This is a genomic window from Candidatus Thiodiazotropha sp. AKAK2 (genome assembly GCF_058244685.1).
Genome location: NZ_JBSYOP010000038.1, coordinates 199,803 through 225,693, shown reverse-complemented (window position 1 = coordinate 225,693; position 25,891 = coordinate 199,803). Strand labels below are relative to the sequence as shown.

The 25,891-nt window shown below is 51.3% G+C and carries 28 protein-coding genes; 15 read left to right on the top strand and 13 right to left on the bottom strand.

Annotated elements, in window-relative coordinates; translation table 11 throughout:
* Positions 1-7: 7 nt before the first annotated feature.
* Positions 8-451: a DUF2141 domain-containing protein gene (locus AC4IE8_RS21085; RefSeq protein WP_490791972.1), complete on the bottom strand. Its 444-nt coding sequence runs from the start codon at positions 449-451 to the stop codon at positions 8-10.
* A gap of 3 nt (positions 452-454) precedes the next feature.
* Positions 455-1,201, bottom strand: coding sequence for an SDR family NAD(P)-dependent oxidoreductase (locus AC4IE8_RS21080; protein ID WP_490791971.1), 747 nt, complete (start codon positions 1,199-1,201; stop codon positions 455-457).
* A 79-nt stretch (positions 1,202-1,280) separates the two neighbouring features.
* Between AC4IE8_RS21080 and AC4IE8_RS21075 the strand changes: the two genes are divergently transcribed.
* The 6 genes from AC4IE8_RS21075 to AC4IE8_RS21050 all read left to right on the top strand — a co-directional run bounded on the left by AC4IE8_RS21075 (position 1,281) and on the right by AC4IE8_RS21050 (position 5,080).
* Entirely contained in the window at positions 1,281-1,805 is a 525-nt protein-coding gene (locus tag AC4IE8_RS21075; protein WP_490791970.1) for a Crp/Fnr family transcriptional regulator, read from the top strand.
* Between the two features lie 361 nt (positions 1,806-2,166).
* On the top strand, positions 2,167-2,379 hold the full coding sequence (locus AC4IE8_RS21070; RefSeq protein ID WP_490791969.1) for a TA system antitoxin ParD family protein: 213 nt from the start codon (positions 2,167-2,169) through the stop codon (positions 2,377-2,379).
* 3 nt (positions 2,380-2,382) lie between these two features.
* The gene (locus AC4IE8_RS21065) at positions 2,383-2,661 is read left to right on the top strand and encodes a type II toxin-antitoxin system RelE/ParE family toxin (RefSeq protein ID WP_490791968.1); all 279 of its coding nucleotides are present in this window, start codon (positions 2,383-2,385) and stop codon (positions 2,659-2,661) included.
* 9 nt (positions 2,662-2,670) lie between these two features.
* Positions 2,671-2,850, top strand: coding sequence for a hypothetical protein (locus tag AC4IE8_RS21060; protein ID WP_490791967.1), 180 nt, complete (start codon positions 2,671-2,673; stop codon positions 2,848-2,850).
* Positions 2,813-3,745: an aminomethyl transferase family protein gene (locus AC4IE8_RS21055; protein ID WP_490791966.1), complete on the top strand. Its 933-nt coding sequence runs from the start codon at positions 2,813-2,815 to the stop codon at positions 3,743-3,745. Before AC4IE8_RS21060 ends, AC4IE8_RS21055 begins: the two co-directional genes overlap by 38 nt.
* 225 nt (positions 3,746-3,970) lie before the next feature.
* Complete coding sequence (locus AC4IE8_RS21050) at positions 3,971-5,080, top strand: Fic family protein (protein WP_490791965.1); 1,110 nt, start codon at positions 3,971-3,973, stop codon at positions 5,078-5,080.
* Between the two features lie 696 nt (positions 5,081-5,776).
* Here the strand turns inward: AC4IE8_RS21050 and AC4IE8_RS21045 are convergent.
* The 4 genes from AC4IE8_RS21045 to AC4IE8_RS21030 are packed head-to-tail and all read right to left on the bottom strand — an operon-like array spanning position 5,777 to position 9,333.
* The gene (locus AC4IE8_RS21045) at positions 5,777-6,418 is read right to left on the bottom strand and encodes a LutC/YkgG family protein (RefSeq protein ID WP_490791964.1); all 642 of its coding nucleotides are present in this window, start codon (positions 6,416-6,418) and stop codon (positions 5,777-5,779) included.
* On the bottom strand, positions 6,411-7,832 hold the full coding sequence (locus tag AC4IE8_RS21040; protein ID WP_490791963.1) for a LutB/LldF family L-lactate oxidation iron-sulfur protein: 1,422 nt from the start codon (positions 7,830-7,832) through the stop codon (positions 6,411-6,413). The genes AC4IE8_RS21045 and AC4IE8_RS21040 overlap by 8 nt, the downstream gene beginning before the upstream one ends.
* Positions 7,829-8,575, bottom strand: a complete 747-nt coding sequence (locus tag AC4IE8_RS21035; RefSeq protein WP_490791962.1) for a (Fe-S)-binding protein — start codon at positions 8,573-8,575, stop codon at positions 7,829-7,831. The genes AC4IE8_RS21040 and AC4IE8_RS21035 overlap by 4 nt, the downstream gene beginning before the upstream one ends.
* Positions 8,576-8,577: 2 nt before the next feature.
* Positions 8,578-9,333, bottom strand: coding sequence for a FadR/GntR family transcriptional regulator (locus tag AC4IE8_RS21030; RefSeq protein ID WP_068992447.1), 756 nt, complete (start codon positions 9,331-9,333; stop codon positions 8,578-8,580).
* Positions 9,334-10,264: 931 nt separating this feature from the next.
* On the opposite strand from AC4IE8_RS21030, the gene AC4IE8_RS21025 reads away from it, so the two are divergent.
* A complete protein-coding gene (locus AC4IE8_RS21025; protein WP_490791961.1) occupies positions 10,265-11,380 on the top strand; it encodes a GGDEF domain-containing protein in 1,116 nt (371 codons plus the stop codon).
* A 68-nt stretch (positions 11,381-11,448) separates the two neighbouring features.
* Here the strand turns inward: AC4IE8_RS21025 and AC4IE8_RS21020 are convergent, their stop codons facing one another.
* Genes AC4IE8_RS21020 through AC4IE8_RS21010 form a run of 3 tightly spaced genes read right to left on the bottom strand, consistent with a single transcriptional unit; the run spans position 11,449 to position 15,348 of the window.
* Positions 11,449-12,735 (bottom strand): FCSD flavin-binding domain-containing protein, encoded by a 1,287-nt coding sequence (locus AC4IE8_RS21020; protein ID WP_068992438.1) that lies wholly within the window; start codon positions 12,733-12,735, stop codon positions 11,449-11,451.
* A 21-nt stretch (positions 12,736-12,756) separates the two neighbouring features.
* A complete protein-coding gene (locus AC4IE8_RS21015) occupies positions 12,757-13,335 on the bottom strand; it encodes a c-type cytochrome (RefSeq protein ID WP_068992435.1) in 579 nt (192 codons plus the stop codon).
* Between the two features lie 30 nt (positions 13,336-13,365).
* Positions 13,366-15,348 carry a cytochrome C gene (locus AC4IE8_RS21010; protein WP_071891881.1) on the bottom strand — a complete coding sequence of 661 codons (1,983 nt, stop codon included), beginning with the start codon at positions 15,346-15,348 and terminating at the stop codon, positions 13,366-13,368.
* A 203-nt stretch (positions 15,349-15,551) separates the two neighbouring features.
* On the opposite strand from AC4IE8_RS21010, the gene AC4IE8_RS21005 reads away from it, so the two are divergent.
* Positions 15,552-15,692: a hypothetical protein gene (locus AC4IE8_RS21005; RefSeq protein WP_490791960.1), complete on the top strand. Its 141-nt coding sequence runs from the start codon at positions 15,552-15,554 to the stop codon at positions 15,690-15,692.
* A gap of 208 nt (positions 15,693-15,900) precedes the next feature.
* Positions 15,901-16,650 carry a DUF429 domain-containing protein gene (locus tag AC4IE8_RS21000; RefSeq protein ID WP_490791959.1) on the top strand — a complete coding sequence of 250 codons (750 nt, stop codon included), beginning with the start codon at positions 15,901-15,903 and terminating at the stop codon, positions 16,648-16,650.
* Here AC4IE8_RS21000 and AC4IE8_RS20995 read toward each other — a convergent pair.
* Positions 16,635-16,817, bottom strand: coding sequence for a hypothetical protein (locus AC4IE8_RS20995; RefSeq protein ID WP_068992428.1), 183 nt, complete (start codon positions 16,815-16,817; stop codon positions 16,635-16,637). The genes AC4IE8_RS21000 and AC4IE8_RS20995 overlap by 16 nt on opposite strands.
* A gap of 195 nt (positions 16,818-17,012) precedes the next feature.
* Here AC4IE8_RS20995 and AC4IE8_RS20990 point away from each other — a divergent pair, with 195 nt between their 5' ends.
* The 6 genes from AC4IE8_RS20990 to AC4IE8_RS20965 all read left to right on the top strand — a co-directional run bounded on the left by AC4IE8_RS20990 (position 17,013) and on the right by AC4IE8_RS20965 (position 21,323).
* A complete protein-coding gene (locus AC4IE8_RS20990; protein WP_490791958.1) occupies positions 17,013-17,210 on the top strand; it encodes a hypothetical protein in 198 nt (65 codons plus the stop codon).
* Complete coding sequence (locus AC4IE8_RS20985; protein ID WP_068992421.1) at positions 17,200-18,084, top strand: hypothetical protein; 885 nt, start codon at positions 17,200-17,202, stop codon at positions 18,082-18,084. The genes AC4IE8_RS20990 and AC4IE8_RS20985 overlap by 11 nt, the downstream gene beginning before the upstream one ends.
* The gene (locus tag AC4IE8_RS20980) at positions 18,081-18,527 is read left to right on the top strand and encodes a VOC family protein (protein ID WP_490791957.1); all 447 of its coding nucleotides are present in this window, start codon (positions 18,081-18,083) and stop codon (positions 18,525-18,527) included. The genes AC4IE8_RS20985 and AC4IE8_RS20980 overlap by 4 nt, the downstream gene beginning before the upstream one ends.
* Positions 18,524-19,072: a lipocalin family protein gene (locus AC4IE8_RS20975; RefSeq protein ID WP_490791956.1), complete on the top strand. Its 549-nt coding sequence runs from the start codon at positions 18,524-18,526 to the stop codon at positions 19,070-19,072. The genes AC4IE8_RS20980 and AC4IE8_RS20975 overlap by 4 nt, the downstream gene beginning before the upstream one ends.
* Before the next feature lie 343 nt (positions 19,073-19,415).
* On the top strand, positions 19,416-19,691 hold the full coding sequence (locus tag AC4IE8_RS20970) for a hypothetical protein (protein WP_490791955.1): 276 nt from the start codon (positions 19,416-19,418) through the stop codon (positions 19,689-19,691).
* A 258-nt stretch (positions 19,692-19,949) separates the two neighbouring features.
* On the top strand, positions 19,950-21,323 hold the full coding sequence (locus tag AC4IE8_RS20965) for an HD-GYP domain-containing protein (RefSeq protein WP_490791954.1): 1,374 nt from the start codon (positions 19,950-19,952) through the stop codon (positions 21,321-21,323).
* 494 nt (positions 21,324-21,817) lie between these two features.
* Here AC4IE8_RS20965 and nspC read toward each other — a convergent pair whose 3' ends face one another.
* From nspC to lptG, 3 genes are all read right to left on the bottom strand, one after another.
* Positions 21,818-22,954 (bottom strand): carboxynorspermidine decarboxylase, encoded by a 1,137-nt coding sequence (gene nspC, locus AC4IE8_RS20960; RefSeq protein WP_490791953.1) that lies wholly within the window; start codon positions 22,952-22,954, stop codon positions 21,818-21,820.
* Complete coding sequence (locus AC4IE8_RS20955) at positions 22,947-24,155, bottom strand: saccharopine dehydrogenase family protein (RefSeq protein ID WP_068992402.1); 1,209 nt, start codon at positions 24,153-24,155, stop codon at positions 22,947-22,949. The genes nspC and AC4IE8_RS20955 overlap by 8 nt, the downstream gene beginning before the upstream one ends.
* Before the next feature lie 612 nt (positions 24,156-24,767).
* Complete coding sequence (gene lptG / locus AC4IE8_RS20950; protein WP_068992399.1) at positions 24,768-25,832, bottom strand: LPS export ABC transporter permease LptG; 1,065 nt, start codon at positions 25,830-25,832, stop codon at positions 24,768-24,770.
* Between the last annotated feature and the right edge of the window lie 59 nt (positions 25,833-25,891).

Below are 25,891 nucleotides of genomic sequence, written 5' to 3'. Positions count from 1 at the left end.
CTCTTTATTATGGATAGATGATAGGAACAATAATATCGCCCTCAATGCCATCCAAATCGAGCCGCGCATTTTTGAAACTTGGTGCGCCTGTCAAACCAAGTTTTGCGCCATTAGAAAAACCAAGCCCTTCAGATGGCCAAATACCTGTCCAGTTTTTAGAGGTTTTGCCTGTCTCATCTTCATCATGCAAAATCTTAATCGCAAACGATTTTTGCGTCATATTAAAACGGAAGATGATCTCTACGTTTTCTGCTTTTTTATTTTGGATCTCCAGAGCTTTTCCATGTTTAATCGGATAGCCCTCTGACCCAAAAACCATTGCCATAATGTTGCCTGGGCGCGTGGTATCAATATTTATAACACGAACAGTTATATCTTTGGCCAAAGCCGGTGTTAGAGCCGCCATGGCGATTATGCCTCCCATTAATACTATACGAATAAGTTTGTTCATGACTTACAATCCTTTCATAATTTTTTTGGCGATGCTCGGCGCGACAGCCAATAGAAAACGCAGCAATTTCACTTTGCCGATATTTTTAATTTTGACACCTTGTTCAATGCCTAAAAGAATATCCATGGCGGCGGCTTCAGGCTTGATCTTCCCTTTGCCGCGTCCTTGTGTCATCGGTGTGTCAACCAAGGGTAAAAAGGCCTGCACAACACGTACATTGGTGTTTTCAAGCTGATAGCTTAAGCTCTGGGAAAATATATCCATCGCTGCTTTTGTCGCGCAATAAATGGCTGAATGCGTTTTGGGCGCAAGAGCGAGGCCAGAATTGATGTTGGCAATCACGGTTTGTTTATCTTCACGCAGTAACGCTGGAAGAAGCAGATAGCTGAGCGAGCACACTGCTGTGAAATTCAGATGGATTTCAGGTTGAATTGTGTCATAGCTAAAATCATCGTCCAGATATGTGGGCGTATATTGAACGGCTGCATTATTGATCAAGACATCAATATGCTTATGGTCTTTAATAATTTGATCGGCGACAGATTCATATTCTAAAGGATTGGATAAATCGGCAGGATACACCTCAATCTCAGGAAATTCTTTTTGTAACGCCTCCAGCCGTGTGCTGGGACGGGCGATAACCAGTGCTTTGTTGTATGGAGACAGAAAGCGCACCATATGATAGCCAATACCAGAAGTGCCGCCAGTGATTAGAGCGGTTTTATTTTTAAATGTCGTAAATCTTTCCATGGTTTGTCGAGCCTTTTTGATTTTGATTTTACAATGGGGCAAAAAGACAGTCATTAACCTGGGTTAAAACGGATCAAAAATGAGCTTTGAAAAATTTGCAAAACAACACGGTCAGCCGCTCTCGGTGGCAAGGCATGATTGTGTCTTTCGTCAAGGCGATCAGGACGGTATGCTGTATTTTGTCATTTCCGGATTGCTTAAAGCTTATTATGTCTCATTCGAGGGCAAAGAAAGCATAAAATCCTTCATTCAAGCTGGTAGTACAATCGGTAGCTTAAGCGCTACTTATAAAGGCTTGCCATGTACGTTTAGCCTTATGGCACTTGAAGATACACAGCTTATTCGGTTACCTTTTAAAGAGCTTGTAGACGCAACGCATAATTCACATGCCATTGCAGAGGAGGTCATCCAGATATTGCTGACTCTTTCCATGCGTAAAGAGCAGCGAGAATATGAATTTTTGAGTCTACCTGCAGAGGAACGCTATCTCAATCTATGCAAACGTGATCCAGAATTGGTTACGCGCCTGACGCAAAATGATATCGCTCGTTATCTTGGAATCACACCCGTTGCCCTTAGCCGTATCAAGAAACGGCTTTTATAACTATCAGGGCATGTCTCAAGAGTTGCAATCGCTGTAATCGGTAAATGTTTGCGATAGGCCATGATACTGACCTCCTTCCGAAGAACAGGTCGCCATCATCGGGCACAGGCATGCGGGTAAAGCCCCAAGGATGAGAAGCATCCGGCGGGAACGAGATGATCTTGCACTTATCCTCGCCAGTGGTTGCTTTGTGGTGTTGCAGAACCGCTTGTGAGCGCAGGCGGCAGCCATGATGCCAGCTCTCTGGCAAACAGGGATACTGCCCGATGTGCTGTATCGGGTGTATGGGTCGTTTTAGGTTGCATTATTACTCCATTTTACCTATTATATAGCCATAAGCGCTATGAAGAGAGACATCAAAATGCCAACAACAATCAAGCTTTCGGACGAATTAATCAGTGAAGCAAAGCGATATGCTGCTGTTTACAGCCGCTCAACACCCAAACAGATCGAATACTGGTCACGCATTGGTAAGATTGCAGAAGAAAACCCTGATCTGCCCTACAGTTTTATCAAAGATATTCTTCTGGCTAAGCAGGAAGAGGCAGTCCCTTTTGAATTCTCACAAGAGTGATCCATGAAACTACTTCAAAAACCGCTCTTTCAAAAAGCCTATAAAAAGTTACACGCCAACCAAAAATCTGACCTAGATGCAGCGATCAAGACCATCATGAAAGCCCCAGACATTGGACAATCCAAGACGGGAGACCTTTCTGGTGTTCTTGTTTACAAATTCAAAATGGCCAAACAGCTAACCTTACTGGCCTATACCTACCACAATCAAACCATTACATTGACGCTTCTGGCATTGGGAACGCATGAAAACTTTTATCGCGACCTCAAAAAATCTGTATAGATCTACGTCATGAGTAAAAATATCGATTTTATAATTTTTGCAATTAAGCAAGCCAAAGAGGCAGAGAAATTTGGCTTTACCCGAAATGAGTGCTGCCGAAATCTCAAAATAGCACTACATCAATATTGGCAAAACAAAACCATGGGCTTGCATGGCCAATCTCAAAAAAATATTTGTGCGAGGCAGTAATGCTCAAGCCGTTCTAGATCATCTCACAACGCGCGATATGGGTAAAATTTCCCAAGGTCAAGCAGCATATGTTAGTGTTCTAACGGAACAAGGCACGATGGCGGATGATGCAATTGTTTCTAACAATGGCAATGATGAATGGATGATTGTACATGGTTCTGGCGACACAATGGCTTTGCTGGAGGCCTCTGCGTCTGGTAAGAATGTGGAAATTGAATTCACCGATGAATTACATGATGTGTCGGTACAAGGGCCTCAAGCATTGGAAATGCTGAATGTCAACTGTGATGTTGAACTAGCCTCATTGAAATATTTTCATCATATCGAAGCAAGATTGTTTGGACATCCTTGCCGGATTTCACGCACCGGATATTCTGGTGAACGCGGATATGAAGTTTTTGCGGATGCAAGTGTCGTGTGCGATATCTGGGATAAGCTGGTCGATTCAGGTGTTATGCCTTGCTCCTTCACCGCATTAGATAAAGTACGGATTGAAGCTGGTCTCTTGTTTTATGGTTATGACATGACCACTGATCATACCCCTTGGGAAGTTGGTCTTGGTTTTACAGTGAGTAAATCTAAATCTGATTTTAGAGGTAAAGAAGCTCTTATGGCAGCAAAGGGCAATGAAAAAATCATAAATGTTGGTCTCAATATTAATCATTCTGACATGGTCGAAGGTGGAGAAGTGCTTAGCTTCAATGGTAAAGAGGTTGGCATGGTCAACAGCCCTGCCTATTCGCATCGGTTAGGTAAATCTTTGGCATTGGCGCATATTAATCCAAGCATACCCGAAGGAACGACCCTTGAGGTGAAAAGTAACACTATCAACACCACTGCCACTGTTATCGCTATGCCAATTTATGATCCCTCAAAGTCAAAAACACATGCATAACATTGTAAGCACGTAGTTTTCTAATTCATGATCTTATGGTTGATGCTTTGCAACCTGTTGGAGGTCGCATGCATCCCGAACCCGCAAGCCGCTATATGGTAAAGAATATTGCAAAAAATGATATGCGGTGAATAACCGTCATAATCACCGCATTATATGCGGCGATTTATCTTGACCTTGCGGTGAATAGCTCCTATAATCACCTTAAATAATGCGGTGATTAATATGTGGATTCATGAACATCAGAACTGGCCAAATTTTACATGGGATGCAGAAGAACTCGCATCCAAGCTGGCTGATATACGCCATCGCCAAGGCCGTTTGCTAGGGCGCATGGAGGGGCTTGGCTTTGAGCTGAAGCGCGAGGCGTCTCTGAATACGCTTACCAGTGATGTCGTTAAATCATCTGCCATTGAGGGTGAGAACCTAAACCCGGAAGAAGTACGCTCATCTATTGCCCGTAGGCTCGGAATTGATATTGCAGGACTTATCCCCGCAAGCCGTGACGTCGAAGGCATCGTGGAAATGATACTGGATGCCACGCAACAGTTTTCCAAGCCATTAACCAAGGATCGGCTGTTTGATTGGCATGCTGCCTTGTTTCCGACAGGCCGCAATGGCATGCATAAAATTACCGTTGGAGGTTGGCGAACTGTTGAGGCTGGCCCCATGCAGGTTGTATCCGGTCCAATCGGTAAAGAAAAAGTCCATTTCGAAGCCCCCACTGCGGATCGCTTAGATAAGGAAATGGAAGTGTTTCTTGCGTGGCTGGCAGAAGAGGATAATACCGACCCTGTTATCAGAGCGGGAATTGCTCATTTATGGTTTGTGACAATCCACCCGTTTGAAGATGGCAATGGACGGATTGCTAGAGCCATTGGTGACATGGCACTCACTCGTGCCGATGGTACGCCAGACCGTTTTTACAGCCTATCATCCCAGATCGAAGCTGAGCGGAAACAGTATTACGATCAGCTTGAAGCGCAACAACGCTCTACCCCTGATATAACAGATTGGCTCTCATGGTTCTTGGATTGTCTTGGCCGGGCTATCAGCAATGCGGACATTACACTTGGTAATGTGCTGTTCAAAGCGCAGCTCTGGGATATAATCAACCAAAAGCCTGTTAATGACCGACAACGATTGATCATCAACCGTATGCTTGAGGATGATTTTGAGGGCTTTATGAACACCTCCAAATACGCCAAGCTGGCTAAATGCTCTAATGATACAGCATTACGTGATATTCAGGATTTAAAGGAACGTAGCATCTTTATTCAAAACCCCGGTGGGGGACGTAGTACCAGTTACAGGCTACCGGATCGTGAAGAATGATACGTTTCCAATGAATCCCAAACAGGAATTCGAACGCACGATTAGGTACGGTATTAATCTGCATTAAGGGGGCAATGCTACCCAGTATTAAAGGTGGGAACCCTCGGTACCGTTGCAACATAAAACTTGGCTTTAGTTGTTTTCAGGGCGATTATTTGTTGCAACACAATGGTGAGAGTAGAGGATTCGAACTCAAAGGGGTTCAATACACCGCCAATAAAAAAAGGGGCCCCAATCGGGGCCCCTTTTTTTATTGGCGGAGAGAGAGGATTTGATTCGAACCCTTCGTTCGAAAGGAACGAAGTGACGCCGACGCCGCAGCGCAGCGAAGGCGCCCCGAAGGGGTGAGCGTAGCGAATCAATCCCGACCTTCAGCCCACACTCAAGCCAAGGAGACCCACTGGCCCCTTTTTTTATTGGCGGAGAGAGAGGATTTGATTCGAACCCTTCGTTCGAAAGGAACGAAGTGACGCCGACGCCGCAGCGCAGCGAAGGCGCCCCGAAGGGGTGAGCGTAGCGAATCACCAGGAGCGAAGCGACGCAGGACGCTGCAGTGAAACGTAGGCGCCCCGAAGGGGTGAGCGAAGCGAATCAATCCCGACCTTCAGCCCACACCCATGTGCGGGAAGACCTCAGTCTTATCGGTAAGACAAAGAATTCAGCCATAAATAGGACCAATTGAAATGGAAATCCCCATTACACTAATAGCAGTGTAATAAGTTGCTTAGGCCCATGAATCCCATAAGCTAATGTCTGCTCAATATCCGCTGTCTTGGAGGGGCCTGATATCAACAGTGTATTCGTTGGCAGACCATCGGCCCACCGTTCTTCCTCAATCACTTCAGCAAACGATTGATAGAGTTTCGTTGCATCCAGCAAAGCGATATGAACCGGCGGCACTAAGGACATCAGGCGTGGCTCATCCCGGTCAGGCATGAGTACCAGGGTGCCGGTCTCGGCAATTCCACAACGGCTGCTGGTGATCGCAACATCGATCTGTGAGAAGAGCTCGGGCTTCCAGGATTCGATCGGTTGATCGTATTGATGAAATACACAGCTTTCGATGTTACTCGCGCCCAATTGGTTGCCGGTGTCTCCTGTACCGGTCAGGACCTGATGCAGGCCCCGCTTGGGCAGCTCTTTCGCTAACCAGTCGATCCATTGGTCAGCGGGCAGGGTGTGGACTTCACCGTGAACGGCCTCTTGGTTCTCGGTAAACCGGGTGATCCGTTGTTCGGCACTCCAGGCTTCCAAGGGGGGTATGTTTTGCTCTGGCTGCTCCAGGTCGACCCGATTGCCACGCAGGCGTTGCAGGATGTTGTCTCTGGCACTACTCATCGTCATATCCCTGCTGGCGGGCCAGTTCGCTGAGCGGCTTGGAGGAGGGGGTCGGGATGGGGCGATAGCGTGTCCAGCCATTCGAGATAGGTGGCTTGATGTGACGTAAGCGGGTAGCCAGATATTTGAAGGCACTGTAGATCCGGGGTCTGGTGTAGATCTGCTTCCAGAGTTTCCAGATCAGGGCTTCACTTCGGCTGCGCAGAGCCCCTGTTCCGGGTACGCCGTTGTCGCCCGGTGTTGCCTCCACTGCTTCGGCACGCAGCCGGTTGATCAGTTTCGGTAGCGGGATGCGTACCGGGCAGACCTCACCACAGGCGCCACAGAGAGTGCAGGCTGAGGTCAGGCTGCCGACCTTGTCGATGCCCAGACGTTGTGGTTCCAGCAGGATGCCGATGGGGCCTGGGTAGGTGGTGCCGTAGGCGTGTCCCCCCACATGCACATAGACCGGGCAGTGGTTCATGCAGGAGCCACAGCGGATGCAGCGCAGGGTGTCGAGCAGTTCATCGTCGTTGCGGATGCGTGATCTTCCATTGTCCAACAGCACCAGGTGAACCTGCTCCGGACCATCCTTCTCGCCGGGTTGGCGAGGACGGCTGATCATATTGAAATAGGTGGTGATCGGCTGGCCGGTGGCGGACTTGGTGAGGATCTCCAGCAGCGGTGGGACGTCGGAGAGTTTCTCCACCACCTTTTCGATGCCGGTGATGGCGATGTGGATCCGGGGTGCGGTGGTGCTGAGTCGGCCGTTACCCTCATTCTCCACCAGGCAGAGGGTACCGGTCTCCGCGACGGCGAAGTTGACCCCGGAGATGCCGGCGTCCGCATAGGCGAACTTTTTGCGCAATACCTGGCGGGCGCAACCGGTCAGTTCGTCCACATCGTCGGTGTAGGGCTGTTCCGGGTGAAACTTCTGGAACAGTTCGGCGACCTCGAAACGGTTCTTGTGGATCGCCGGAACAATGATGTGGGAGGGAGGCTCCTGGGCCATCTGCAGGATATACTCACCCAGGTCGGACTCGATCACTTCGATGCCCCGTTGCTCCAGGTAGTGGTTGAGGTCGGTCTCCTCTGAGACCATCGACTTTCCCTTGACCACCGAGGTGGCCTGTTCGGCCTCAAGGATCTCATGGATCCGGGCGTTGGCCTGCAGCGGGGTCTCCGCCCAGTGTACCTGGATGCCGTTCTCTGTAAGTTTGGTTTCGAGCCTTTCAAGTAGTTCGGCCTGGCGGCTGAGGGATCGGTTGCGTATCCCTTTCGCCTGAAAACGCAGTGTCTGAAGTTCCCGATCATCCGGGAACTGGGCCAGGCGACGTTCCCGGATGCCGTCCATGGCACTGCGGAAGTTACGTCGCAGCTGGTCATTCTGCAGTGCCTTGTCGATGCGCTGGTAGAAGGCCTGGTATTGGTTCATTTGCCTTCCCCTGTGATTCGCTGCAGGAGAAATTCCGCCACATGCTGGGTTGGCAGCTCACGCTGCTGATGCTCCAGTGATCCACTTATGTTCATCAGACAACCGCAATCCTGGCTAATCACCGACTCGGCGCCAGTGGCCAGCAGGGCCTCACATTTGGCCTCCACCATGGCGCCGGAGATGTCCGGTTGTTTGATAGAGAAGGTGCCGCCGAATCCACAGCACTCGGTTTTGTGCGCCTGCTCCACGACCTGCACATTGCTGAGTTGGGCGATGAGCGAGTCGATCCGGTCGGCAACCCCCATCTCCCTTCGTGCCGAGCAGGAGGTGTGGATGGCGATACGGGTCGGTTGCCCCAGATCCTTCAGTTTCAGCTTCAGCACATCGACCAGGAACTCGGTCAGCTCATAGGTTCGCTGTGCGGCGGCGATCGCCTGTGACTCATCCGGCTGACCGGCGAACAGCTCCGGCCAGTGGTGTTTGACCATTCCCGCACAGGAGCCGGATGGCACCACAATGGGATAGTCATTGGGGAAACAGTTCAACTGGGCGCGGGCCACCGCCAGCGCCTCCTGGCGATAGCCGGAGTTGAAGGCGGGTTGACCGCAGCAGCTCTGGTTGGCGGGATAGATGACTTTTACACCCTGTCGTTTGATCAGCGCCATGCCGGCCAATCCTGCCTTCGGGTAGAGCAGGTCGATCAGACAGGTGCCGAAGAAGTAAATCTGGTCCGGCTGGTTCATCGTTACTCCTCACTGAACATGGAGGCGTACAGCTCTGAGTTACGGGACAGCTTGGCCTGGCTCTTGAACTCGTGGAATGCCTGGAAGGCAAACTGCAGATGAAAGCGCGCCTTGTCACGCGCCTCTTCCGGATCCCGGTCCATGATGGCTGTGACAATGGTTTTATGTTGCTTGCAGAGCTTATCGACGAACGCGGGTTCCGCATAGAACATGTCCAGGTATGCACTGACGGTGTTCTTCAATACATCGTGTATGGCGTTGGTGAAGTGCACCAGCACCACATTGTGGGCCGCTTCGGTGATCGATTGGTGGAAGGCCGCATCCACCTTCAGCTTTTCGATGCTCGAGGCCTCGGCGCGGTGAATCTCAACCATCTCGTTGAATCGGCTCCAGATTCGTTGTCGGTCGCTCTCTGTGGCTCTGGTGGCCGCATTGAAGGCGGCCACGCCCTCAAGCTCTTTACGCACCTCCAGGGTATCGAACTCCGCATCCGGCTGGTCCTGCAGCAGGGCCATCAGGGGATCGGTAAAGCTGTGCGCCAGGGATTCGGTGACGTAGTTGCCACCGCCCTGATGGGTATGCAGCAGCCCTTTGCTGGAGAGTTTCTGGATCGCTTCCCGCAGAGAGGGGCGTGAGATTCCCAGCCGTTCCGCCAGCTGCCTCTCGGCCGGCAGACGCTCTCCGGGCTTGAGGGTGCCGTCGGCAATCATGCCCTCCAGCTGTTCTGCGATCTGATCCGAGAGTTTTCGTCGCTGCATTTTATGCTCTATTTGGTCATACCAATTGTCCTTTTCGGCAGTTTAGACTGCCTTCAATTGAACAACAAGAAAAAATTCTTAAGTAGACAACTCATAACCAAGAAATTAATAATCTATATGTATATGAAATATAATATTTTATTCATAATATCTTGAGAGGATTTGGCTTTGGGAGATTGATAGGAGAAATATTATTGCTAATAGAAATAGGACAGACCAATAAACCAAATAATTTATTTTATCTAATGGCGACATTTATTATCACCATTCCAAGTGAGCTCTATTGTCCCTGGTTTTTGCAGTAGTGCTATCACTATCGATAGTAGCCATATACACTTTTTATTGGCACGCAATTTCAGTACAAAGTGCCGGTCTGGTTTGATGTTCACCTGACCGTTTTCAAATAGGCGGAGTAAATTCCTTTGTGGTGAACCTGAAGTAGATTGACCAGCTCGACAGGCTCGTACTTCATATCACCTGTACTGCTTGTAAAATGGGTTTGGAAGAGGACTTTCTTAGCGTTGCTCAAGTCTGTACCAGCGAAGCGGTGCTGGCGCTCGAAGAGGGGGGTTGTGAATTTGCCGGTGATTAGGAGTTCTCCCATCCTCAACTCAATTCACACGCCTCAGAGAGCAACTTCCGCCGGGCTGTAACCAGGGTTACACCAACAATCGTACCTGTGAGATCGGGTTGTCACTGCACAGCGGCATTCCGTTCCGTTCCTGGCCTATCTGGTGGAGCGTTGTTACGGTGCCGGTAACTCGCTCCTGTGATGTGAAAAGGTTGAAAAAATGATTCCGATCAGTACCGAGATATCATTCGGATTGATTAATCGCATTGTTTTACAAAAAATGAAATAAATTACTAAAATCCTAGGTATTTCAGTGAGTTAAATCATGCGGTCGATGGCTGGATGTACTATGCTTGGGGGATGAGGTCCCTATTCAGTCAACCCCGCCAGGCCTTGAATGATTTCAACTCAATCGAGGCTGAACGGCGGCGTATCCAATATCATCTGATCTTCCTGATCGGTGCATTTTTTCTCGCTGCCTTTGCCTTGGCCAGCTATATCAATCTACGTTATGAGACCGCCTATTTCCTCTCCGGCTCACTTCTGGCGGCCATAGTCATCAACCTGTTTGTTCTGAAGACCGAAAACCACAAGATCGCGGCCTGGCTCTACAGTACGGTTATGCTGGTGCAGGTAGTCTATCTGATTATCAGTGGGGGAGTTGAGGCAACCGGCCCTCTTTGGACCTATCCAATTGTGGTCATCATCATCTCCCTGTTGGGCCACTTGCACGGCTATTTTTTATCCCTGTTTGTGATCGCGCTGCTCTCCGTGCTGTTGGGCTTTGGAGATAGCTATGGTTTGGTTCCGCACTATTCGGATACGTTCAAAATCCGCTTTATCGCCACCCTGTTTGCACTGAGTTGGCTGGTCTGGAGTCTGGAATTTTCCCGCGCCAAGGCAGCTGCCCTGTTGAACAAACTAAACCAGCAGATCCTGGATATCAGCCGAACGGATCAATTGACCGGGCTGCTGAACCGACGGGGATTGGAAGAGAACTTCAACAGCGAAGTGAACCGCTCACAACGGATCAATCAATCCTTCTCCCTCGCCCTGGTGGATATTGATGATTTCAAAGCGACGAATGACCGCTACGGTCATCTGCTCGGGGATGAGATTCTCAAACAGATCGCCAATCTGGTGCAGTCCCAGATCAGAAACATCGATACCCTGGCTCGCTGGGGGGGAGAGGAGTTTGCCATTCTGCTCGATAAATCGTCCCTGACAGACGCGGCCTACATAGCGGACAAGGTCAGAAAAGCAATCCAGGATTTAAACCGGGAGCAGTCACTGATCAGTGAAAGGATTACCATCAGTATCGGCGTGGCGGAGTATCAGCCGGGCCAGACCATGCTGGAGTTGTTCGATGCGGCAGACAATGCGCTCTATCTGGCGAAAAGGTGCGGTAAGAACTGTGTCAGAACTACGGAGGATGTTGCCCGGGAGAAGGGCAGGGCGGATCTCTCTTTGGTTTGAATCGGATTGAAATTGCGACTGTCGATTGCGTCATCGGAAGGCCGCTAAGCGGCCTTCCGTTGTATTGGCTACATCATCATGTCGTCGATCAGATTGGCGAACCAGCTGTGTGCATAGCTGACTTCGCGCTTGCGTTGTTGATCCGAGGCGTCCATCGGGGAGAGGCCACCGGCACCTTTGATCGGCAGGATGGTATTGCTGCTCTTGTCCAGGGTATAGACCGCTGCCACGGAAATACCGTGCTCTTCGCCAAGGATGCTGTAACAGGTGTTGACGAAGGTGGGATCCGGCGGTTCGATACCATTGAAGCGCGAGACAATGGCAGCCGCTGCAACCTTGGCCTGGGAATTGGCGGCGTAGGCCGATTTCGGCATCTTCGCGGCGCTTGAGGCATCACCCAGAACATAGATGTTTTTATGCTTGCTGGATTCGAAGGTCAGTTTATCGACCGGACACCAGTCCCCATCCGTGAGGTCAGAGGCGAAGGCGACCTTGCCCGCTTTCTGCGGTGGAATGATGTTGATCACATCCCCCTGGAACTCCTCGATCTCCGCCTGCAGGGTCATGGTGGAAGGGTCGAGCTCCTCAACCGTGCCGCCACCGGCAGCGCCGACCCATTCGATCATGCTGTTCTCAGTGCCGAAGCCGTAGAGCTTGCTCCAGCCCTGGGTGAACAGCCCCTGCTTGGAGAATTTGTCCTTTGGATCGAGGATCAGGATTTTCGCCTTCGGTTTATGGTGTTTGCAGTACATGGCGATCTGCGCAGCCCGCTCATAAGGGCCGGGGGGGCACTTGTAGGGATTGGGTGGCGCGACGATGATCACCTTGCCGCCTTCCGGCATCGCCAGAATCTGATTGCGCAGGGTGGTTGTCTGAGGTCCGGCAAACCAGGCGTGCGGCACCACTTCGGCGACTTTCTCGTCGTAGCCCTCGATCGCATCCCACTTGAAGTCCACTCCCGGGGAGACGATGCAGGCATCGTAGGCGAATGTTTCGCCGCCCTGGGTAACCACCTGTTTTTTGTCGGGCTCGATGGCGTCGACCCGGTCGATCACCACTTTCACCCCATGACGCTTCAACCCCTCATAGTCGAAGGTGATGGAATCCAGGGTACGGTCGCCACTGAGTACTTCGTTACTCATGAAGCAGGATTGGTAGACCTTTTTGGTCTCAATCAGGGTGACTTCGGTCTGTGGGTGGAGTTTGCGTAGATACTTGGCTGCGGTGCAGCCGCCGACGCCTCCACCAACCACCACCACTTTGGGATTGGCAGCCAGTGCGAGTTGGGGAAAGCCAAGGGATGCCCCGGCAACGGTGGCAAATCGAATAAAATCTCGACGGTTAATCTCTGTCATGCTCTTTTCCTGTCCCGGGAATCAGTGTTGGCTGCCGTAGTAGTGAATCAGAGCCGGAATGGCCTGATCACCTTCGGCTTCGATGGCGGCATCGACTTTGCGTTTCATCTTTCTCGGGTATTCCCGGCGGCCATCGATGAAATCCTCCATGGTGTAGTGCAGATAGGGCATCCACTGACCAGCAAGAGTGCCGGCATCACCGGGTCTACCGCCATCCTCATGACACTTTTCACAATGCTCATCGTGCAGTTTGGCACCGAGCTTGGCCATTTCCACATCATGCTTCTGTGGGCTGAGCCGCAACGACTGTTTGGCGAAAAACCAGGCCATACTTTTGATCTGCTCCTCGTTATAGCCTTTCGCAATGCGGTTCATGATGGTGGAGTTTCGCTCATCGAATTTGTAACCCTGCATGGCATCGATAAACACCTCCGGATCCATGCCTGCAATGGATGGACTCGAGGGGCCGACACTTGAGCCGTCTGTGCCATGACAGCCGGCACAGGTGAAGGCCAGCGCCTGACCAGTGGGTGCCGCCGTAGCGGAGGCTGGAAACAGTACTGCGAGTCCCAGCAGGAGATAGGGCATTTTCTTGTTCATAGTTTTCTCTCTCTGCATATTCCCTGCCTATCAGTTCGGTGAGGTAACCAGGCCGATCAGTACCAGGGTGAGCAATGCCAGGCCTGCCATGATCAACACCGTAGTGATAAAAGAGGCGGCCAGATCTGCCCGGCGTGAGGGTTTTCTGACCAGGTAGTTGTTGATCTCACCGGTGGCGGCCAGTCGCTCGTACTCTTCGCGATGGTCGTGGCGGAACTCCTCGAACGGAATGGCGCCGGTGAAGATGGTGGTACTCATCGGGAAGCGCTCAGGCCGGAAGTGCACATTGAAGAAATGCACCGAGTTGAGGAATATCGCCGCCAGCAGCGCTTCTTCAGCATGTACCAGGGTCGCGATGTTGAACATCCAGCCAGGCAGAATGAGGGCTGTCTTCTCCGGTGCAAACAACATGATGCCGGATGTACCGATTACCGCGGCACCCCAGAAGGGGGCCCAGTAGTCGAACTTTTGCCAATAGGTCCAGTGGGAGAATTCAGGGCGCTCACCTTTTCCGATGAACCATCTGAACATACCTTTCAGGTCGCTCCAATCCTTCCAGTTGGGCAACATGGAAGTGCTGCCGAACCATTTGAAGTCCTTACCCTCGCGAATGATGTTGGTCATGGCGATCGTCAGATGGACCAGGAATATTCCGAGCCAGATCACGGCGGCTGTACGGTGGATGATCCCCTCCATCTCAGTTCCACCGAGGAATACCACCACCGCCTTGGCCCAACCGGTATGGGCGAACAGCAGCGTGGTGCCGGTGAGGATCAGGGTCATGGTGGAGATGGCGAAGAGGCCATGAATCCAGCGCCAGACGACCGGGAAACGGCGGAAATAGACGATGTCCGGTTTATCCAGATCTTCGATGAAGCCTTTGCCCTGAATGCGGTCCATGACTTCGCGGTAGAGCCACGCCAGCACATGTACCCAGAAGAAGGCCATGACAGCAAAAATCAGTGTCTGCATGAACAGTTTGAAGAACCAGAGGCCAGGGTAGTTCTCCCGGTCGTCCGCATCGCCATGGGGCCAGAAGGTCAGGAAGTTATCATTCGCATCCTCGTGGCAGACCCGGCAGTTCTCCAGGCGGTTGTTGGCGTGGATCTCCGAGGTGGGATCATCCTCGCCTTTGATCTTGTGGCTGCCGTGACAGTCATGACATTTGGCGGTGTTGGTGTAACCGAGCCGGTGCACCTGACCATGATAGGAGTCGAAGTAGGTGCGTTGGGCCTCTTCATGGCAGTCACCACAGTTTTTGGTGATCGCCAGTTTGGCCTTGTCGGTTTCCGGTGAGTCGATCTGGTGGGTGGTGTGACAGTCGGAGCAGACGGCCGATTCACTGTCTTTCTGTTCCAGGACCGCGATGCCATGAACGGAAGTGCGGTAGTCCTCCAGCTGCTGCTCATGACATTTGCCACAGACTTCAGGATTCTTGAGGCGCTTTTCGGCTCGTTGAATGCTGCCCAGCTCGCCCACGTTATGGGCTTCATGACAGTCGTAGCAAGTGGCATTGGTGCGGGACTGATCCAGTGAGTTGGGTTGGGCATGGATCGATTGCATGTAGCTGTCGATCGACTCGTTGACCACTTTGAGTCGTTCATGTTTGTCGTCCGGATCGTCCTTCACTTCTTCCCAGGTCTCCCGATGGCAATCGAGACAGCCGACGATGACAGCCGGCGCCTTGCGATGGGGGACACGATCGATGGTGATGTGGCAGCTGTTGCAGTTCAGTTCACCATGCACACTCTCCCGAATCTGCTTGCTGTGGACGAAGATCTTCACTTCGCTGCCATCGTCGCGAACATCGGTTTTCATCTGCTCATCGCCGTGACAGGTCAGGCAACGTTCGTTGGAGATGATGCGTTCACCGGTAACCGGATCGAAACCTTCCGGAGGCTCTTCACCAAGGATGCTGATACCGGGCTCTGTAGCGCCGTGTGCAGACTGTACGAGCAGAATCAGAAAGAATGGAATTAGCCAGGTAGCAAGCCTGGAAACAGTTTTAGGCATGATGCCTTCCCCCTTTTTAAATTCTTTTTCAAACACACAACCGATCCATCGACGACGGGGCGTGTACTGTTTGTGCTACTACTTGATTGATTGCAGGCCGGGTTGATTCTAGTTAGTAAAAGGCGTGCAATCTGTTCCACCCAGGGAATCTTTGGTTCGGCATTTATACCATGCCTAAACCTCATTAGCGCCAAAGAATAACAATGCAGTTGACTATTATCAATGAATTTGGTGCTGTTATTCCTGATGCGTTAACCGGGCTTGTTTGTGCTGTTATAGCTATTGCACTGCAACAATCGGTTTCTTTCCAAGCACTGGATATTCCTGCTGTTCAGATAGTCTGAAATCTCTTTCAAACGGGTTTTGTCTGTTCATTTAATTATCTGTCCGTGGTGAATACCCTGGCCATTCGGGGATCCGTTTCCGGGGAGTCCATCAGTCCCGGTTGTGGCGGTGTTATATTCCACCAGAGGTGGATCTGATTCCTCAGTGAGCGTGGTAAGGTAAGATCGAATGACCGGTGACTGACAATCTATATGTGATGGAGATGATTTGAAGCTACAGCTTCTCGGTGTGGATCTGGCTTGGCGTACTGACAGGAATCCAACGGCGTTGGCCAGTGGAGAATTGGTTGATGGTGTACTCAGGCTGCAGACAATCGAAGTCGCCCTGTTTCCTGTCAATCAACTGATGAAACATCTGAGCGGACTTGAAGGCTTGTCGGGAGTCGCCATCGATGCTTCGCTGATCATTCCCAATCCACATGGCCAGCGGCCATGTGAAAAAGCCCTGTCCAGAGTCTACGGATCCAGAGGGGCAGCCTGCCATGCCTCCAACACCAGGCTCTATCCCCAAGCGGATAGTGTGGCGTTGTCCCGGCATCTCAGCAGAGAGGGTTTTCAGCATCTGGGCCAGGCCAAGTGGCAGATTGAGTGTTACCCTCATCCCGCAATGATCGAGGTCTTCGGACTTGACCGTAGGCTGCTCTATAAGAAAGGTCCTGTGGTGCAAAAACGGGCTGGTCAAAAACAGCTGGCGGAACTGATCGGGTGTCTGATAAGCAGCCCGGTATTACCACTCGAAATCGATCCGGTTCTACGCAGATATTTCGATCCGACAGAGATTGATCAGCTTACAGGCCGGTCGTTGAAGTCCAATGAGGATGCTTTGGATGCAGTGATCTGTCTTTATATTGCCGGTCTCTATGCACTCAACACCCCAGGCTTGGTTTTCGGTGATGTGGAAGCGGGCTATATCTGGGTCCCTCAGGGAAGCAAACTTGCGGATCAATCCGCTTTGTAACCCCATGCGGCATAAACAGGATCGGATAAGGGCGCATGACCCGCATGGATGTTATCCGGCGGTCGCCTATCCACCTCACGCCAGATACTGAACTTCCCAGCATGCAGCCACTCCTCATGGAATGCCTCCTCATCGGACCAGTGGGCTGTCAGGGTGACAGAGGCCAATCCCTGACTTTACAGGATCCGGAGAGGCTCTGATCGATTGATCTGCGTGTATATGGAGTTTCTATTGGTAATACCTTGAATTCCTAATGGTACAATAATTACACTGAAAACTTGTACATAATAAACTTAATTGTACAATTATTGTCACAGCCTGAAAGAGAACAATGCCTGTGACAGATTCAGGAGGTATTTTCGATGAATGGTGTAGACCCCTATGCCTATCAACAGCAGGTATCCAGAAAACCCGACTCACTAACCCAGCCTCGGCAGATCGAAACGGTTGTGGGTCGAGTTGAGTATCTGTTCGAGGTGATTCCGCCTGAATTTCATCACCTTGTGGAACCTGGTTCGAAGAGTTACGCAGCTACTCGGCAGAGAGCGAATGATCAGTAATGCGCCAGTCAATTGTTACGGGATACGTCGTTTGAATCCTTTCCTGGGTGTTCTGCAGATCATCGAATTGGCGGGTGGACGGGCTTCAACGACCAATGGCAGGGTGTGGCAGTTCGAGATACAGATTGTCCGACCTGGCGGTTGGGGAAGTCTCAATGCCCATGCATCGATCAATAACTGGCAACTGGTTGGTCTTTGGTCTGAGAAGGAGGGTTTGATCAAAGCCCCGATGGGGCCCGGCGATTGGCATGGGGATCTGTGTACTCTGCTGATAGAGCAGATTCTGCAACACCAACATGAACTACCCTTTCCTTTAACAGACCGGCGTGAGTTATGGTTACTGGATCAGACAGATCACAAGCCACTGGCGCTGCTGATGTCGATGCAGCCTGGGCCCAGACACAGCAATCACAAGCCCCGCTTCTGGCGAGGCTGCCTGGAGCGTTCCGGGGTTGGTGGGGATCATCACTTCAGGGAAATCGATCGCTTGGAGAGGCTGGTCAGGAAAAGAGCGGGCTTTCATGTCAATCACCTGTGGCTGACCTGGGATGTGGATCGTCAGTATGCCGAGACCGACCAGGGTGAGCGGTTCGAGCGGGCCGGTTTACCAAGTTTTGGTGTGACAGAAGATTGGCCGGATGATCAGAGCAGTGCCCTTGTACAACGTTATGTGGATTGGTTAGCCCCTGCGCTACTGACGCTACCGACTCTGCAGGAGGCAGAGCGGTGTCGGCTGGAGTCGAATCTGGGACGGCGAGTTTCCCGCATTGAGTACTATTGGCGACTCTATCCGGAAATACTGGATCGGGATAAAATTCTCGCCCCCAGGGTGCAGGCCAGATTGACTACAAATAACAGTGGGATAACACGATGATAGAGCTTGGCCATGTGGCGCTGTATGTGAAAAATCTGCAGGTTTCATCAAAGTTTTACACAGCAGCGCTGGGCCTGGAGGCACAGGGTGAGATATTTGGCGGCAAAGGGGTCATGTTCAGTGGTGGACGTACCCATCACGAGTTATTGCTGATTGAGGTGGGTGAGGCGCCCGGTCCGCTTCAGGGGCGCCGAACGGGGCTTTATCATATCGGCTGGAAAGTGGGTGATGAACTGGCTGCGCTGAAACAGGCCCTCGACCGGCTCAACGAAGCCGGTATAAAGATAAACGGCCTTTCTGACCATACAATTAGTCAGAGTATCTATCTTGAAGATCCGGATGGTAATGAGATCGAACTCTATGTGGATGATCCGTCCATCGATTGGCAACAGGACAAAAGCTGGATCGATGATCCGGTCAAATCCCTCGACCTCTTCTCATGAAACAACTCTTGAAACGGTTACTGGTGAGTTGCCTGATTGTGCTGTTGTCGGGCACAGTAGTGGGCTGCGCGCGGGACCGATCACAGTTGAAGACGGTGTCAAGCGTGGATATGCAACGCTACCTTGGCAACTGGTATGAAATTGCCAGACTACCGAATCGTTTTCAGGATCATTGTGCCGGTGAGGTAACGGCAAACTACAGACAGCTTGAGGGTGGTGATATTCAGGTCATCAACCGCTGCCGGGATCAACAGGGTGAGATGGATGAGGCAAAGGGCATCGGACGCATCGTGGATAACCGTTCGAATGCAAAACTGGCGGTCAGTTTCGTCTCCCTGTTTGGCTGGAATCTGTTCTGGGGTGACTATTGGATCCTGGGACTCGGTAGTGATTACGACTTTGCGGTAGTTGGTATGCCGAGCAGAAAGTATTTGTGGGTTTTGTCGCGGCAACCTGAAATCACCGCCGATGACTGGCAGCTGGTTGAGCATATTGTTGAAGCTTCCGGTTATGATCCGGCCAGACTGTTAAAAACAAAACAATAGCAGCGTATCCTCCATACTCTCCAGGTCAAGCGGTACCCTCAGTGTGGCGCTTGCTGATACCGAAGATACTTTCCAACCGAACATTTCCACTGTTTTGCAGATCAGTAATTTGTCACACAGTAACAGTGTCAAAGATCACTTCAGCGATTATTTAAACGACTATTATTTAATTAACTTACTGAATAAAGCAGACTTTCAGTTTGGTTAATCACCGGTTTCGGTGGAGGAATCCTAAGTAGGTATAGGGTTGATGTCTGTCAGGATTACACTGGCTGTGGTCGTTTCAGACAGGTTTAAAAAAATCCAAAATAGAATGGATTGGAAACTGAGCGGGGGAAGTGACATGTTGACTGATAATGAACGGCTTCCGGGCATGGATGATACCAGGTCGAGACCGAGAGGCTTCCGACATATGGTTAAACAGGCGTCAGTTCGTGAACTGGAAGTGATGGCTGTGCGGTTACGGGATGCAGGTGATGAGAAGGGGGCTGAATATCTTGAGCGTCAGGCTGTAGCCCTTCTGGATAAAAAAATATGCCGTCGAGTATTGACTCAGAGTCGCCACTTGAAAGCTGGGATTGACGGGAAGGAGATACCTCTGATTGAAAGTCTGTCCTAGGGCCTGTTAACACGAATCCAATCGGCTCTGTTGCCCCCATATTGATACTAAAAAGAGATGGGCTAGGGCTGTTGGATTGGCAAAATCAGATCCTAAGCCCTAAGTATCTAAAGTAAATTTTGTGTTGGCCGTTGAGTGAGTCTGACAGGGATTTGATTAAAGATTTCAGATATAGCAGAAAAAGCGACCATAAGAATTGTTGTGATTTTGGGATAGTTTTTAGTTGTAAAAACTACGTAGCTGTAGATCGTGGTAGTAATGGAAGAGTTAATTCAGCAGTACACAGATCATGCCAAAAACGGTTTCTACTCTGTTCACTTGTCAGAGATCTCAAACAAGGGAAACCAGGCGTTCACCACATCCGATATTCTCAATGACAAAGGCGTCCTTGTAGCACGTAAGGGCATCAACATCGATCGGGATGTACGACAGCAACTGATCAAACACAAGCTGCTGAAGCCTCTGGATAACCACATAGGTCTGGCACATCAGGCGGATACCCAGACCCTGATCGCTGAATTCAGACGACTGTTAGAAAAATATCCTGACCTGAACAGAGTGAATGAGGCCCTGAACTATGGACCTGAGTTCGAAAAACTGTTGCAACTGGAAAGACTGCATCCGCTGCTGACTCAAAAACTGACCGTTCTTGAGGCACAGATGCATACTGAGTTTGAAAAAAGCATCTTCTCCGCCTGGCTCTCTACCATGATCGCACGGGAGATGGGACTGAGTGTGGATGAGCGGCGTGACATCCTCGTTGCGGCGCTGATGCACGATATTGGACTGCTTCATCTGGATCCTGAAATTGTCTGCAGCAACAGAAAACTCTCCGCTCAGGAGTGGAGTACCGTTCGTGCACATGTGATTGTGGGTAAGATTATTGCTGACTCAGTACCAGGCATCTATCCAGAGGTCTCCCGAGCCGTCATAGAGCACCATGAAGACTGTTTTGGCGCAGGCTATCCATTCGCCTTGAACGAGGAGCAACTCGGTAATCCTGGAAAGATCATAAGCATGACCGACAGTATCCACTCCATCCGGGTCAAATCTTTTCGAAACAGCCAACGAACCCTTGGTGATATCAAGCCATACCTGCAACTTAACCCTACCACCAACGGTTACGAAGTGTATCGGGCAACGATGTCGATCATCAAAAAGTCAGGCCTGCAACCGGTCAGGTTGAACGCTGACGATTGTCCAAAGGATTATGCCAAGAAACTTGGTAAACAGATCGATATCCTTAGAGAGGCAAAGCAGGCCCTTGACGATATTCACGAGAACCTGTTGGAGCTCAAGGAGCGAATTGACCAGCATGATGCCAGGCAGCTATCCGCGATTGCCGCAGTCACCTGTCGAATACGCTCTACACTGGATGAGTCCGGACTTTTGAGCAGTGAAATTGCCGCATGGCTGTGTAAGGAGAGAGAGCTGTCCAGGGTTGATCAACAGGTCCTGGGTGAATTCAATGAGATCGAGTTGCTGATCAAAGAGCTGACCTGGCAGATACGCAATACTGTGCGGATGTTTCACAGTTACAAGGATTCGGATGCAACCCGTGATGCTATGATGCTGGAACACATTGAGGCATCAATCGAGTCGATTCAGGAGATCTTTGACCGGCTTGGTTAGGGGGGTGATAACACGAAACCAGGTTTTTGCCAGGTGAAACGCTTCGGGTGCACCCTCTCCCATCAAGGTATTGCTATCCGGAAAAATCAGTGCGTCTGTGTTTATTCGATGATCATGGTGATGCTTCACCTGATTACTAACCTGACCATCAGCGTATTTGGTGGGGCATGGCCCCACCCTACATCCTGAAATCGATGGTAGTATTCGGTGGGGCAACATCCTGAAATCGATGGTAGTATTCGGTGGGGCAACATTCTGAAATCGATGGTAGGGTGGGGCCATGCCCCACCAAATAGGGTTTGAGTAAGCACCATACAGGTCTGTTTGAGTTTGCCTTGCGCAGATTATGAATCTTTGATTGTCAGGCAATGCCATGACTTCTACCCCCAAAATCAAGTGCTGCACAGCTTTCAGTAGATGAAACGTATTTATTCCGGACAGCAGTGGGGCTGGGTCTGTTTTTCTATTGCTGGCAGAATCGATGATGGTCACGGTTATGAGAGTCGGCGCTCATAATCGTCATAGCTGAATTGCCTGATCACTTCGATCTCCCCCTGTTCATGACGAATTGCGATGGCCGGGTGCGGGACTCCGTTAAACTGGGTGGTTTTAACCATCGTGTAGTGAATCATATCCTCAAAGATCAACCGCTCACCGATTTGCAGGGGGTGATCGAATGCGTAATCCCCAATGATGTCACCGGCCAGGCAGGTCGGTCCGGTGAGTCGATAGGTATAGGGACGGCTGCCTGGTTTACCCCCATGACGGACTTCCGCCCGATAGGGCATCTCCAGTACATCGGGCATGTGAGCTGTGGCCGAGACATCCAGCAGTGCGATGGCGATACCTCCACGCTCGATTAGATCCAGTACTGTGGCGACCAATGGACCGCTATCCCAGGCGATGGCTGAGCCCGGTTCAAGCACGATATCCAGGTGTGGATGACGTTGACGAAAGCCTTTCAGTGTCTCGATCAGGCCGTCAACATCGTAACCCTGTCGGGTCATCAGATGACCGCCACCCAGATTGCACCACTTCAGGTTGGGCAGCCAGCGAGCGAATTTCTCTTCCATGGCCTGGATCAGTCTGGAGGTTGCATCGGCGTGGGATTCACACAAAGCATGTACATGCAGGCCTTCTATTCCGGCTGGCAAATCCTGCGCGGCCTGTTCAACAGAGATGCCGAGTCTGGATTGGCTGTGGCAGGGGTTGTAGAGATCTATAGCCACTTCATCGATGGCGGGATTGACCCGTAAGCCACAGGATTTACCGGCAGCAATCGCCTGATCCCCCAATCTCTGCCATTGGGAGAGGGAGTTGAAGCTGATCCGTTCGGCCAACGGCAGCAGCTCCGGGAACTCGGCTTCGGAGTAGGCTGGCGCATACAGATGAACATCCCCGCCGAAATGGGTTTTGGCCAAGCGTGCCTCATTGTAGGAGCTGGCGGAGCAGCCCGACAGATACTCCCTCACCATTGGAAAGGCCGACCACATGGCAAAGCCCTTGAGTGCCAGAATGATGTTGCAGCCTGACGCCTGCTGCACCCGATCGATCAGCTGAAGATTTTCTCTCAGCCTGGCCGCTTCGAGCAGGTAGCAAGGTGAGGGCAGGGCGTCGAATTCGCTACTCATCGACAGGCAGTGTGTCGATATCGATGTCAAATGCCTGGTCCTGCCAGGGCAGGCCGTAACGCTCGAGATCCGCCATAAACGGATCCGGATCGTACTGCTCCATATTCCACACACCGGGCTCGCGCCACTTGCCTTGCAGAATCATCTTGGCGCCGATCATTGCCGGCACACCGGTGGTATAGGAGACACCCTGGGCGCGGGTCTCTCGATAGCAGGCCTGATGGTCGCAGACATTGTAGATATAGCGGCTCACTGGTTGACCCGCTTTTTCACCCTTGATGATACAACCGATATTGGTTTTTCCCTTGGTACGGGGGCCCAGGGTGGCCGGATCAGGCAACAGCGCCTTGAGAAACTGCAAGGGGACGATCTGCTGGCCCTGAAACTCGATTGGTTGAATGTGGTCGAGTCCCAGGTTCTGGATCACTTCGAGATGTTTCAGGTAGCTTTCACCGAAGGTCATCCAGAAGCGCATCCGCTCTACCGGAATATGTTTGGTCAGAGATTCCATCTCTTCATGGTAGAGCAGGAACATCTTGCGCGGGCCGATCTGCGGGAAGTCGAATACCCGGGAGATCTCCATCGGCCTGGTTTCAACCCATTGACCATTTTCATAGAAGCGACCGTTGGCGGTGACCTCGCGGATGTTGATCTCCGGATTGAAATTGGTGGCGAACGGATAGCCGTGATCGCCCGCATTGCAGTCGAGAATATCCACCTGATGTATGCGGTCGAAATGGTGTTTCAGTGCGTACGCAATGAACACGTTGGTGACGCCGGGATCAAAACCGGAACCGAGCAGGGCGGTCAGCCCCGCCGCCTGGAATCTCTGCTGGTAGGCCCATTGCCATTTGTACTCGAACTTCGCTTCGTCCGGTGGTTCGTAGTTGGCCGTATCGAGATAGTGCACGCCGGTCTCGAGACAGGCATCCATGATGGTCAGATCCTGATAGGGCAGAGCGACATTGATGACAAGTTCGGGCTCAACCCGTTTGATCAGTTCGACCAGCTCCGGCACATTGTCCGCGTCCACCTGGGCGGTCTGTATCGTCGTGGATTCGATCTCACTGGCTATCTGATCACACTTGGAAAGGGTTCGGCTGGCCAGCCAGATTTCACTGAAAACCTCAGCAACCTGGGCACACTTGTGAGTGACGACTCTGCCAACGCCGCCGGCACCGATTATCAATACTCGACTCATGGTTCAACTTCCCGGGTAGATTTGGAATATGCGCGGATTTTAGTCCCAGATTATGGGTTTTGTCTTGTGCTTTTTTTCGGCCTGCAGAGTTTAATAAAACTAGAATTATCTGAATATTCCATTGGCCACGAATGAACGCCAATCACCGTAAATGGACACAAAAAAATCGCAGTCGATTTCTGCTGTCCCGTTAACTTTGATCGATATGAAACAACGAGTTAATTTCAATTGGTTTCTCTAGTCTATAGAGGTTTGTGACATGTAAAGAGATAACCAAGCAGAAGATCAAGGCTAGAAAATGCACCAATCATCAGTGTACCAATCAGTGAGAGAGTAGCTCCCCTCTCCCCTTGCGGGGGAGGGGCCGGGGGAGAGGGGGGTATCCATCAGTACCCTCATCAATCTAAACATTCCCCAGTACAAGGATTGATGGGCGAGTGCCATTTACACTTGAATTGCATCAATGGCTTGATGCTCACCCTCTCCCCAACCCCTCTCCCATCAAGGGAGAGGGGCTTTTATACATCTCCTTGGATGTTTTTGAGTTAACGGTACAGTAGTGATCGCCTATGATTGTTTTGCTGCTATTGGTGTCCATTCGCGGACAGAAAACTAAGGCACCCGTCGGAACATCCACCAGGCCAATCCCATGAAGAACAGCAGCGGTAAAGCGGTGGCGAACAGGGCATTAAACGAATAAACCACAGCCATATAGGAGAAGGCCCGGTTGAGCAGGTAGAACACAATCCCCAGCATCGCTCCGACGAATACCCGCTGTCCCACACTCACACTGCGCAGAGATCCGAACACGAAAGGGATGCTCAACAACAGCATCACCAGGGTGACCAGAGGCGCGGCGAGCTTGCCCCAGAAAGCGACCTCATAACTGACCGATGCCTGCCCGTTGTTGCGCAGATAGTCGATGTAGCGCCACAGGTCCCAAGCAGCGAGCATATGAGGTTTTACCGTCAATACATCGAGGGAAGCCGGTTCCAGTTGGGTCTGCCAGGTCAGCTCATTTTGTTGGTGGACCTGGATGCGTTGATCGCTAAACCGACTCACCGAGACACCATGCAAGACCCAGCCGTCAGACTCATAGCTTGCCCGTTCAGCATAGATCGCCCGGAGTAGGCGGGATGCACCGTCGTATTCATACAGAGAGACATCGGCGAGTTGTGCATCGGGCAGCACCTGACGGATATTGATGAAGGTGTTGTCGTCGCGGGACCAGAACCCGTAGCGGGTCTTCAGACTGATCTGATCGGAGAGCGCCTCCATTTTCATGCGTTGCGCCTGCTGTTCCGTGAGAGGCGCCAGATACTCGCCGACCCAGATTACTGCGGCCAGAATCAGCAATCCCGCCTTCAATACCGATGAGACGATCCTGGCGATGGAGATCCCGGCGGCACGCATCGCCATCAGCTCCGAATTGCTCGCCAGTACGCCCAACCCGATCAGGCTGCCGAGCAGGGTTGCCACCGGAAACAATTCATAGATGTATCGGGGTAGTCCCAGAAACACATAGCTGTAGGCCTTGCCGGTGGTATAACCACGCTCGACGTCCTCCAGTTCGGCCACTACCTCGAAAAAGCCGATCAGCACCAGCAGCAGTAACATCACCGCCAGTACACCGGTGAGTACCGACCTTCCGATGTAGCGATCCAGGGTAGTGATCATCCTGGAATCCGTAGTTGGACAGGGTGAAGTGTGCGCTTGTGGGGGTGCAGGGCAAGGCG

What these genes read in the sequence shown, in the direction of transcription:
- AC4IE8_RS21085 (WP_490791972.1), bottom strand. Translation starts at nt 451, where the DNA reads ATGAACAAACTTATTCGTATAGTATTAATGGGAGGCATAATCGCCATG.
- AC4IE8_RS21080 (WP_490791971.1), bottom strand. Translation starts at nt 1,201, where the DNA reads ATGGAAAGATTTACGACATTTAAAAATAAAACCGCTCTAATCACTGGC.
- AC4IE8_RS21075 (WP_490791970.1), top strand. Translation starts at nt 1,281, where the DNA reads ATGAGCTTTGAAAAATTTGCAAAACAACACGGTCAGCCGCTCTCGGTG.
- AC4IE8_RS21070 (WP_490791969.1), top strand. Translation starts at nt 2,167, where the DNA reads ATGCCAACAACAATCAAGCTTTCGGACGAATTAATCAGTGAAGCAAAG.
- AC4IE8_RS21065 (WP_490791968.1), top strand. Translation starts at nt 2,383, where the DNA reads ATGAAACTACTTCAAAAACCGCTCTTTCAAAAAGCCTATAAAAAGTTA.
- AC4IE8_RS21060 (WP_490791967.1), top strand. Translation starts at nt 2,671, where the DNA reads ATGAGTAAAAATATCGATTTTATAATTTTTGCAATTAAGCAAGCCAAA.
- AC4IE8_RS21055 (WP_490791966.1), top strand. Translation starts at nt 2,813, where the DNA reads ATGGCCAATCTCAAAAAAATATTTGTGCGAGGCAGTAATGCTCAAGCC.
- AC4IE8_RS21050 (WP_490791965.1), top strand. Translation starts at nt 3,971, where the DNA reads ATGTGGATTCATGAACATCAGAACTGGCCAAATTTTACATGGGATGCA.
- AC4IE8_RS21045 (WP_490791964.1), bottom strand. Translation starts at nt 6,418, where the DNA reads ATGAGTAGTGCCAGAGACAACATCCTGCAACGCCTGCGTGGCAATCGG.
- AC4IE8_RS21040 (WP_490791963.1), bottom strand. Translation starts at nt 7,832, where the DNA reads ATGAACCAATACCAGGCCTTCTACCAGCGCATCGACAAGGCACTGCAG.
- AC4IE8_RS21035 (WP_490791962.1), bottom strand. Translation starts at nt 8,575, where the DNA reads ATGAACCAGCCGGACCAGATTTACTTCTTCGGCACCTGTCTGATCGAC.
- AC4IE8_RS21030 (WP_068992447.1), bottom strand. Translation starts at nt 9,333, where the DNA reads ATGCAGCGACGAAAACTCTCGGATCAGATCGCAGAACAGCTGGAGGGC.
- AC4IE8_RS21025 (WP_490791961.1), top strand. Translation starts at nt 10,265, where the DNA reads ATGAGGTCCCTATTCAGTCAACCCCGCCAGGCCTTGAATGATTTCAAC.
- AC4IE8_RS21020 (WP_068992438.1), bottom strand. Translation starts at nt 12,735, where the DNA reads ATGACAGAGATTAACCGTCGAGATTTTATTCGATTTGCCACCGTTGCC.
- AC4IE8_RS21015 (WP_068992435.1), bottom strand. Translation starts at nt 13,335, where the DNA reads ATGAACAAGAAAATGCCCTATCTCCTGCTGGGACTCGCAGTACTGTTT.
- AC4IE8_RS21010 (WP_071891881.1), bottom strand. Translation starts at nt 15,348, where the DNA reads ATGCCTAAAACTGTTTCCAGGCTTGCTACCTGGCTAATTCCATTCTTT.
- AC4IE8_RS21005 (WP_490791960.1), top strand. Translation starts at nt 15,552, where the DNA reads ATGCAGTTGACTATTATCAATGAATTTGGTGCTGTTATTCCTGATGCG.
- AC4IE8_RS20990 (WP_490791958.1), top strand. Translation starts at nt 17,013, where the DNA reads ATGAATGGTGTAGACCCCTATGCCTATCAACAGCAGGTATCCAGAAAA.
- AC4IE8_RS20985 (WP_068992421.1), top strand. Translation starts at nt 17,200, where the DNA reads ATGATCAGTAATGCGCCAGTCAATTGTTACGGGATACGTCGTTTGAAT.
- AC4IE8_RS20980 (WP_490791957.1), top strand. Translation starts at nt 18,081, where the DNA reads ATGATAGAGCTTGGCCATGTGGCGCTGTATGTGAAAAATCTGCAGGTT.
- AC4IE8_RS20975 (WP_490791956.1), top strand. Translation starts at nt 18,524, where the DNA reads ATGAAACAACTCTTGAAACGGTTACTGGTGAGTTGCCTGATTGTGCTG.
- AC4IE8_RS20970 (WP_490791955.1), top strand. Translation starts at nt 19,416, where the DNA reads ATGTTGACTGATAATGAACGGCTTCCGGGCATGGATGATACCAGGTCG.
- AC4IE8_RS20965 (WP_490791954.1), top strand. Translation starts at nt 19,950, where the DNA reads ATGGAAGAGTTAATTCAGCAGTACACAGATCATGCCAAAAACGGTTTC.
- nspC (WP_490791953.1), bottom strand. Translation starts at nt 22,954, where the DNA reads ATGAGTAGCGAATTCGACGCCCTGCCCTCACCTTGCTACCTGCTCGAA.
- AC4IE8_RS20955 (WP_068992402.1), bottom strand. Translation starts at nt 24,155, where the DNA reads ATGAGTCGAGTATTGATAATCGGTGCCGGCGGCGTTGGCAGAGTCGTC.
- lptG (WP_068992399.1), bottom strand. Translation starts at nt 25,832, where the DNA reads ATGATCACTACCCTGGATCGCTACATCGGAAGGTCGGTACTCACCGGT.